The organism is Neptunomonas sp. (assembly GCF_016744175.1).
In the GTDB taxonomy this organism is placed as follows: domain Bacteria; phylum Pseudomonadota; class Gammaproteobacteria; order Pseudomonadales; family Balneatricaceae; genus Neptunomonas.
The window spans coordinates 82842-90243 of sequence record NZ_JADGEV010000015.1 but is presented as its reverse complement, the minus strand read 5'-3'; the positions used below and the strand labels follow the sequence as shown (position 1 = coordinate 90243).

8 protein-coding genes are annotated in these 7402 nt (G+C 40.3%); 2 read left to right on the top strand and 6 right to left on the bottom strand.

Annotation, left to right across the window (positions count from 1 at the left end; all coding sequences use genetic code 11):
• Window positions 1-313: 313 nt before the first annotated feature.
• The 3 genes from QZZ55_RS09195 to QZZ55_RS09185 form a co-directional block, all read right to left on the bottom strand.
• Complete coding sequence (locus QZZ55_RS09195) at window positions 314-2170, bottom strand: RiPP maturation radical SAM C-methyltransferase (protein WP_293267028.1); 1857 nt, start codon at window positions 2168-2170, stop codon at window positions 314-316.
• A gap of 4 nt (window positions 2171-2174) precedes the next feature.
• On the bottom strand, window positions 2175-2669 hold the full coding sequence (locus QZZ55_RS09190; protein ID WP_293267027.1) for a hypothetical protein: 495 nt from the start codon (window positions 2667-2669) through the stop codon (window positions 2175-2177).
• 184 nt (window positions 2670-2853) lie between these two features.
• Entirely contained in the window at window positions 2854-3231 is a 378-nt protein-coding gene (locus QZZ55_RS09185; protein ID WP_293267026.1) for a hypothetical protein, read from the bottom strand.
• A 346-nt stretch (window positions 3232-3577) separates the two neighbouring features.
• Here QZZ55_RS09185 and QZZ55_RS09180 point away from each other — a divergent pair, with 346 nt between their 5' ends.
• Window positions 3578-4543: an integron integrase gene (locus tag QZZ55_RS09180; protein WP_293267025.1), complete on the top strand. Its 966-nt coding sequence runs from the start codon at window positions 3578-3580 to the stop codon at window positions 4541-4543.
• A 49-nt stretch (window positions 4544-4592) separates the two neighbouring features.
• Here the strand turns inward: QZZ55_RS09180 and QZZ55_RS09175 are convergent, their stop codons facing one another.
• Genes QZZ55_RS09175 through QZZ55_RS09165 form a run of 3 tightly spaced genes read right to left on the bottom strand, consistent with a single transcriptional unit; the run spans window position 4593 to window position 6661 of the window.
• Complete coding sequence (locus QZZ55_RS09175; RefSeq protein ID WP_293267024.1) at window positions 4593-4904, bottom strand: BolA/IbaG family iron-sulfur metabolism protein; 312 nt, start codon at window positions 4902-4904, stop codon at window positions 4593-4595.
• Between the two features lies 1 nt (window position 4905).
• The gene (locus QZZ55_RS09170) at window positions 4906-6279 is read right to left on the bottom strand and encodes a DUF3422 domain-containing protein (protein ID WP_293267023.1); all 1374 of its coding nucleotides are present in this window, start codon (window positions 6277-6279) and stop codon (window positions 4906-4908) included.
• 10 nt (window positions 6280-6289) lie between these two features.
• Window positions 6290-6661: a hypothetical protein gene (locus QZZ55_RS09165; RefSeq protein WP_293267022.1), complete on the bottom strand. Its 372-nt coding sequence runs from the start codon at window positions 6659-6661 to the stop codon at window positions 6290-6292.
• 53 nt (window positions 6662-6714) lie between these two features.
• On the opposite strand from QZZ55_RS09165, the gene QZZ55_RS09160 reads away from it, so the two are divergent.
• Window positions 6715-7401 (top strand): hypothetical protein, encoded by a 687-nt coding sequence (locus tag QZZ55_RS09160; protein WP_293267021.1) that lies wholly within the window; start codon window positions 6715-6717, stop codon window positions 7399-7401.
• The last annotated feature ends 1 nt before the right edge of the window (window position 7402 follow it).

The window sequence follows — 7402 nt, the reverse complement described above, 5'->3', positions numbered from 1 at the left end:
ATTAATATCATCAGCAAGTGCGCTTACACCTGAGCTGAACCTGAAACTAACTGGAGCATACAGCCCGTCTTTTGAATAGGACAGCCACAGGTTAACCGATGAATGTCTAGTGCCCCTGAATTGCTAAAGGACTGGTCATCAGGCAGCGGTAAACGCCGCAATAAGAGAGCCTCTATATGTGTTTGCTGTAAGTGTATTTAACAGCCGACAGAGACAGATGAAGTAAACGACCTTGCTAATGGTTTTACAATTGGCCGCTAACGCGGCCGATAAGAGTTACTTTGGCTTATTTACTTGAGAAGGCTCATATGTGTTAGGTCATTGTACCAGTGATGAGCACTAACCCGACTATTCTTCCCTTTTCTTCAAAAACTAATTTCATTGCGCGTATTTCTTCAATTGCTTTATCAAATTCACTCTGCTGGAAACTACATATAATGTGCTCTCTTAGTTCTGAAAATGTTCGTATTTCTTTTTCAATATACAACATCACTGCAACGCATATGTCATCCAGAGTTTTTTCACTAGTTTTTGCTATTGGACGAGTATCAATAAGAACATTTTTAGATCCAGAAACATTAAGTTTTAGAGTGTATTTTTCCTTATTTTCAGTCCAGTCACTAACTTGATGATCAATCGCTCGATAGAGCAAGTTGAGCTCACTACAAATAGGATATTGTTTTTCGAAAACATAACAATATTTTTCGAGGCAAAATGAGGTTGATCTAATAAACTCTTCTGAAAAAATCACATTATAACGATAATGGTATTTCCTATCGTTTTTAATACCAAATTTCCCAGGTTTTTCAGCTAGTGGTGAATTTCTAGTAATGAGGACTTCTACGCTTGTATTAGGAGGATCAAAATGAAAAAGTTGAGGTAAAAGAGCTAAAAGATTTTCATATTCTTCTATTGTGTCAACTGGAAACCCATATAGGATATTGTAGTGAACAACAATCCCCAACCTTTTGGCATTCTGCAAGAACATGACATTCTGTATTGCGCTTACCCCCTTTTTCATATACCTGAGAATAGGAGTACTAAAAGATTCAATCCCTGGTTGAACCTCGATAAATCCAGCATTCGCCATTGCATCTAACTGGCCTGGAAATAGATTCGCTTTCATCTCACACGTAAGGGATACTTTTTTTTCCTGAGGCAGGTTTTCAAGAATCGGAATCACAGATTTTCGGTAAGAATATGGGAGTATATAGTCGACCACCCTTACTATACTTGGGTTGTATTTTACACGCACTTCATTCAATAACGAAATAAAGTTATTTGGAGATCTAGCTCTATATTTCATAGCATCTTCATCTATACCGCAAAATATACAGTGATTCTTTTGTCCCCACCAACACCCTCTTGAGCTTTCTATAGATAACGATTTAGATCTTATCTCAACTTTATAATTGCTTTTCATCACTGCCAATTGATCATAGAAGTCTGAATAATCAGGAGCTGGGGATTCATCCATCTCAACTTTTGGCCCCTGAGTTTCCTTCTGAGAATATGAATCATGACTAGCAGCAATTACCGACGTGCTGTGGGCTAGCTGCTTGCAAATATCCACAATGGCATTTTCACCATCACCATAATGAACATGATCAATCCAAGGAAAGACCTCCAGAATATGTCGTCCTGTTTCTCCGCTAATCGAATACCCTCCAAAGACAACTTTAATATTTGGGTGCAGCTCTTTGATTTTTTTTGCTAACGCAATTGACGGTATGGTTTGTTCAAACAGGCAGGTAAATCCAACTATTTCTGGGCTGTATTTAGTTATCTCTCTAGCGCAGTGATCAATGTATTTAGGCGTTACTTCCTGCCGTATTTTTAATAAAAGGTCGCAGATTTTAGACGGCTTATCAAAACGTTTTGACCAATAGTGGCTGCTTAGCCATAACCCTTTTGTTATACCTATAAGAGCTTCTAACTGAGTATCATCGAGATCTTGATCTAGCTCACTAGAGAAAATAAAATCACATAACGCCCATAAATCAGCTATCTCTCTGTATGTTTCATATTTCATCCAGTTTAGAAGTTCTAAATTAAAATAAAATACCTTTGAATCAATATTTTCGCTTTTTAAGCATGTTTTAAGTATTGAAAGCCCTAAAGAAGGTTCCGTTAACTCTCCCCACGGCATATTTACGAGAGCTATTCGCATAAGATTAAAACTTTTCGATTTGGGAAAAATCTAATACAGGTGGGATTCCACCTTCATGGCCGTTAGCGATGCGTACTCCAGCGTATACGACTACAACTACTGTAATGAGCCCTATCCTAAGTACCGCCTGCTCACCTTCCAAATCTATTAGGTCGCTTATCTCTAGCTGCTCTAACTCATTAATGGTTTCAGGGTTGCTCGCTATTCCAAGCTCAGTCAGAGTTGAAGGGATATCTTCCTTCCAAGAGGATATATATCGCCCATCCAGTATAATCGAATTTAGAGCCTCTAATGCTCCATTGGATAGATTAGCAGCCCGTTCTGCAAGAACCGATTTATCGATCGATTTTATTCCTTCAATTAGTTTTTTATCGATATCAATGTCAGTAAAGTTTTTAACTGAACTAGGATCATCAGCAATGCTTTCTACACTTAATCCAGCTTGAATGCCATCTCTTATCAAGCGGACTTCTCGTAATCCAATCATTTCTTTTTTCATAGCACTTTACCTTTATAGTTGATGGAATTTTTATTCTCAATGCCAATAAATATATTGACCTAACGCCTTTGTCAGCCGCGTTTTGGTTGTAGTAGATTTTTGTGCAAAGATGGCCGAAGGCCATGCACAAAAAGGAGCGAAGACCAAAACGTCAGCTGGACAAACTTGTTAGGCTTTTTGTACATTAGAATATTTCCATTACGAAGGCTTCACCTTCTGGAAGAAAATCGAATATTACAGATTCGTACTGGCTTTCCTCGGTTTCTATATCGATTGAGTCACCACTTTCGAACTCTATGGTTAATAACTTGGGTGATTTCAAAACAGCTTTTTTAGCAAGCTGCCTGCCTAAAGCACCCCAAGGACCAGAGTTCGGAGCATCGTCCCACTCATATTCTTTACCGCTTATTGATGCGAATACCCGCTCATTACATTGAACTCTAAAATTGACGAACTGGATATTGAAACCATATGAGGCAAGCAGTATCGACTCAACACGCTCGTCTTCTTTGGCGAAATATTGATTGAGTAGTTCAACAATTTTTTCGTTAAATAAAATCATTCTTGATCCACTTGGAGCCTAACATTTGTATATACGGGGGTCCGTGTATCTACCCACACTGTTATTAATTAAAAACAGATGTAATCGTTTGAAAAGGAAGGTAAATCTTTAGAAATATAGAAACCTCTTCCGTGGCAAACCGCGCATGCGTGTTAACAATTGATATACGGGGGTCCGTGTATCTACCCATGCCAGACATCCATCAGTCTGATTTTCTTATATTTTTAACGCAACCTCTGAAGCAATACAAGCATTTGTGCCGTTCTAGTTTGTGTAAACAAGCATGAATTTTGCCAACCTATAAATATACTGTATATTAAAACAGTAATTACAAGGAGGTAATTTCATGTCTCAGAGCTCATTTTTAATAAAAGTACGTAAAGAAATTCGACTACGGGGTTACAGCATTCGTACGGAAAAAACCTATATATACTGGATCAAACAGTACATATATTTTCATCATTACAAACACCCTGAGGCAATGGGCGCAGAAGAGGTGAAAAGTTACCTTTCAAGCATGGCTGAAAATAGATCCGTGGCTATTAACACTCAAAAAGTGGCTTTAAATGCATTAGTTTTCCTTTATCACAAAGTACTTAACAAACCATTAGGTGATCTTAATTTTCGTTATGCGACTAAACAGCGACACATACCTACAGTTCTCTCCAAGACTGAAGTTCACAAAATAATCAGCTGCACGAGCGGGCGAAATAAAACCATTTTTAAAATACTTTACGGTAGCGGCCTCAGATTAAATGAGTGTCTAAGGCTGCGAATTCAGGATATTGATTTAGTCCAAAATTCACTGACGATAAGAGATGGCAAAGGAAATAAGGATAGAGTTACCCTACTCAGTCCTTCTTTGAAGATGGAACTAGAACAACTAATAGATAAAGCAAAGAAAACACAGGCTACCGATAATAAACAAGGTATTGGCCCTTCCTTACCTCATGGGCTTTGTAAGAAATATCCTAATGGTTTTCGCCAACATAAATGGATGTATATATTCCCTTCAAGTGGAATATGTACTTATCCAGATTCCTCTACTCAATGCCGTCACCACTTACACGACAGTGTTATTGGTAAGGCTCTAAGAAAGGCGGTAGCCGCCTCAGGCATCACTGATAAACGAATTACTTGCCATACTTTTCGGCATTCATTTGCGACCCATTTACTCCAAGATGGGCGTGATATCAGGACAGTTCAAGAGCTGCTTGGCCATAATGATGTAAAAACAACACAGATTTATACTCATGTTATTGGATTACACTATGCAGGGGCAAGCAGCCCTCTTGATTCATTAGATTTATAACTTATCGCCACAAGGTGTGCGGTTGGTAATAGATAACAACAATGAAACATCAGCTTTTAGAGGCGCCTTTACACGCCGGTGACGGCATGACTTCTCCGTTCTTCTTGGTCCATTCATCTTGAGTATAGAGGTGCATTGATAATGCATGGATAGGGCTTTGTAATTCTTGGGCAAGCGTTTTGTATATCATTTGATGGCGCTGCACTAAGCGCTTTTCTGCAAAGTCATCCGACACAAGTACCAGCTTAAAATGGCTGTCTGTTGCCGGCCCCGAGTGCATATGGCTTTCATTTAATATTTGTAATTCAATTACATTAATATCTGCACGTAACTTTTCTTCAACAACGATCGCAATACTCATATTACTTTTTCACCTTAGTGCGCACTTTTTCATCAGCTAGATCTGCATCTCGCTGCTCTTTTGCCAAAGCAAGGAAATGCTTATGGATTTTACGGGTCGCTAACCATACGCTGCCAATAACAACAGGGACTGCTATGCCTAAAGCCATGCTTTTATTAAAGTCTAAGCCACTATCATAGGCAGCATCCATTAGTATTTTAACCAGACCAACAGAGTAATAACTAATGGCAGCTACCGACAAACCCTCAACGGTGTGCTGCATCATCAATTGAATTTTTGAGCGCCTGTCCATCGAAGCGAGTAGCTGCTGATTTTGCGCTTGAATAGATAACTCTACACGTGTACGCATCATATCAGACACTCTGTCGATGCGCTTTGACATATCTTCTAGACGCTCTCCCACTGCCTGACAGGTACGAACAGCCGGTGTTAAGCGTCGTGTTAAAAACTCAGTCACGGTTAAATGCCCAGATACCTCATCTTCGCGCAACTCAACTAAACGCTGTAAGACGAGCGCATGATAAGCCTTTGTGGCCGTAAAGCGAAAAGTGGTCTTAGCGCGGTAATCTTCTACATGGGCGGCCATGTCTGTAAGTTTGCATAATACCTCTTGCTCATTCACTTCGATGCTTTCTGAAAGTTGATGGGTCAAATTAGCTAACTGTCGATCCATAGAACCTAAATGAGGACCGCACTCTCGTGCTAAAGGTAGCGCTATTAATGTCATTAATCGGTAGGTTTCAATCTCAATAATACGCTGCGCTAAACGCCCCAGCTGACTATCACTCATACGTTTATTATAAATGAGAAAACGCCCGAATCCATCGCTATGCAAACGCAGTGTCGTCCAGACTCTCGCATCGCCTTGCTGCGGGCTACTACCGACCAACCTCATTCCTTCAAAGTACTGTTTTACCAGCGGAATCATCACTTCATCATCTTCAGAGGACTCTTCTACCGATAAATGAAATGCAGTGACGACTTCGCCAGGGATACTTTCTAACCACCCAGCCGGCAAAGCGGCAGCTCCTGTTGTATCAAATGGATCCGAGCCTTCGGGGATATCAAAATTGATAAAGGTATATGCTGTAAACTCCAGATGTTTTTCGCGTCGAATTCTTAAACCACCTAAGTCATATTGAAGGCAAACGTCATCGTGCTCAGGCGGCATAACAAAGAATTTGTTAAAGAGTATCTTAAGATGCTCAAACTGTTCTTTTGACTGCTCTTCGTCACAAAATACAGCAAGGTGTGTTATGCGTGCAGGGCTAGGAATAACTTGAAACGGCCGCGAATGCATCTCTTCATACAGGGCCTCACGAAGTGGGTGAAACCTCATTTCGTTTTGCACTACTGGCTTAATTTCATCATTCATGCCGACATCATCATTCAGGTAAGTTATCTAAAGGCGCAACTAACAAGACGTCGTCTGATACATCAAACGCCATAATCTGGTTAGCACATTCAAACCATTCAACAAATAAGTTGTAAGTGAGTACTTCAGGCCAATGGTCGCCAAATTCATCCCATGCACCTAGCTCATTTTTAAAGATGTCCTGCCAAGAGCCTTTTAAGATTTCAGTAAAGTCGGCTTCTTCCTCAACCTCATTAATCAGGTACACATTCCCCTCTTTTCTCAATTCATCCAACGAGACGGGAGCATTCATCAGCTCGCTATCTAACGGCAAACTTGCCACCCATTGTGCGAACGGAGCCCGAGCTAACAAAGTGATAGCTGATCTATTCAATAGTTTCATGATGCGTTGTGTACCTATTCTCTTTATAATCTTGAAAAACTGACCGACCTATAATGATGCATATTCCCGTTCTAAATCAATTAGAAACCCGTACTGAGTGGATCTCCTTCTTTAGAAGGGAGCGATCATACGCATATTTGACCCATCCTTTATGCCTAATTGATCTACAAACGACTTTTTTACAAATCACATTACTAGAAGAAGATATGCTGGATGGCCGCCAAGCTACCAAATATAGCTTAGGCTCAAAAAGTAGCATAGAGCCTATTTGGAAAATGATTAAGGCCTGTAACTGGCAACTATCGGCCATTATTAGTGGCCTTGACGAGCTTTCTTTTGGAAGTAATGCCCGTGACAACGCGTTTCCTGATATACATCGAGAACTCACCGTCAGAAAATTTTTCGCGAAAGATAAGCAGCTACTAGCCCCCTCTCTTATCGGGCCACTTGAACCTTTGCTCGCTACGCCAGAAATATGGGACCTTAAAGCAGTGTGTCGATTGCTAAGCAACGGCCAGTTCAGTGATATTGAGTTTATGCCTAGCGCTAACGCTAAAAAGCCTGGTTCTCAAAAACCAGTCCCTATACGCAGTATTCTGCTTAAAGTGTTAGATTCACCTTCTGGCTGGTCTGTTTCTCTAAGCAAGCATACAGTGCTTCTTAGTTACACCAGTAAGGTCATACTGCGCATAGCACCTTATCTGAAAAAACCAGCCCCTCGATTAAAAGAGGCCCGTTAAA

Coding starts and splice junctions, on each gene's coding strand:
- QZZ55_RS09195 (WP_293267028.1), bottom strand. CDS start 2,170: ATGCGAATAGCTCTCGTAAATATGCCGTGGGGAGAGTTAACGGAACCT.
- QZZ55_RS09190 (WP_293267027.1), bottom strand. CDS start 2,669: ATGAAAAAAGAAATGATTGGATTACGAGAAGTCCGCTTGATAAGAGAT.
- QZZ55_RS09185 (WP_293267026.1), bottom strand. CDS start 3,231: ATGATTTTATTTAACGAAAAAATTGTTGAACTACTCAATCAATATTTC.
- QZZ55_RS09180 (WP_293267025.1), top strand. CDS start 3,578: ATGTCTCAGAGCTCATTTTTAATAAAAGTACGTAAAGAAATTCGACTA.
- QZZ55_RS09175 (WP_293267024.1), bottom strand. CDS start 4,904: ATGAGTATTGCGATCGTTGTTGAAGAAAAGTTACGTGCAGATATTAAT.
- QZZ55_RS09170 (WP_293267023.1), bottom strand. CDS start 6,279: ATGAATGATGAAATTAAGCCAGTAGTGCAAAACGAAATGAGGTTTCAC.
- QZZ55_RS09165 (WP_293267022.1), bottom strand. CDS start 6,661: ATGAAACTATTGAATAGATCAGCTATCACTTTGTTAGCTCGGGCTCCG.
- QZZ55_RS09160 (WP_293267021.1), top strand. CDS start 6,715: ATGATGCATATTCCCGTTCTAAATCAATTAGAAACCCGTACTGAGTGG.